The sequence below is a fragment of the Actinomycetes bacterium genome, assembly GCA_024222295.1.
Taxonomy (GTDB): Bacteria; Actinomycetota; Acidimicrobiia; order Acidimicrobiales; family Microtrichaceae; genus JAAEPF01.
Map to the genome: position 1 here is coordinate 1 of JAAEPF010000106.1, position 819 is coordinate 819.

1 protein-coding gene is annotated in these 819 nt (G+C 70.1%); it reads right to left on the reverse strand.

The window, feature by feature from the left end:
- Positions 1-804, reverse strand: an 804-nt coding sequence (locus tag GY812_17685; GenBank protein ID MCP4437313.1) for a hypothetical protein, incomplete at its 3' end; no start/stop codon positions are given.
- Positions 805-819: the final 15 nt, after the last annotated feature.

An 819-nucleotide genomic window follows, 5' to 3' on the forward strand; every position in this document is an offset into this window, starting at 1 on the left:
CACGAGCGAGAGCACGTTGTCGGCGAGCTCGACGCCCGTGGACGCGTCGACCCAAACGCCGGTCGCCGACCCACCCATGTCTCCGTCCGCGCCGCCGACTCCGCCGGCGACCCGAGTGACCTCGTTGCGCAGGACCTCGGCGCGCGACACCGACCCCAGCTGGATGCCGACACCGCGGCCACTCACTCCGGGGCCAGGGCCGCCCGTGACCTCCTCTATGTCGTTGTCCACGACGACCGCGTCGAACACCCCGGAGAGCTTGATGCCGACCGCGGCGCCAGCACCAGTGCCAGTCAGCGTCTGCAGTGTGTTGCCAGCGATGGTGAGGCCAGCCCCGCCCGCGAGGATCCCATAGGCGTCCCTGCCCGCTCCGCTCGAGATGTTCGTCACCTGGTTGCGTACGATGATGTGGTCCGAGCCGTTCGACACCTGGACGCCGACGGTGAGCCGGCCGGTCAGCTGGTCCAGCTCATTGTCCTCGATGGCCACGCTCGCGCCGCCTCCTGCGACGCGGATGCCAGCGCAGTCTCCCGCGCAGAGGAGATCGCTCATCCGGTTCCCGGAGACCCCGCAGCCGAGCAGGCATCGCACCTCGACCCAGTGGTCGCCTCGGTGGAGGCCTTGGATGTGGAAGCCGACGAGGCGCGCGTGGTCGCCGGTGAGTGTGACCTCACCGGTGATCCTGGCCTGGTGGCGCGCTTCGGAGACGAGCTCCACGCCGGGGGTCGCAACCGTGAGGCTCTCGACATACTCCCCGGGCCGGACGCGGACCCGCGCGTTCTCCTGCGCGTTCCGCAGCCCCACGGTGATCGTCTTGCA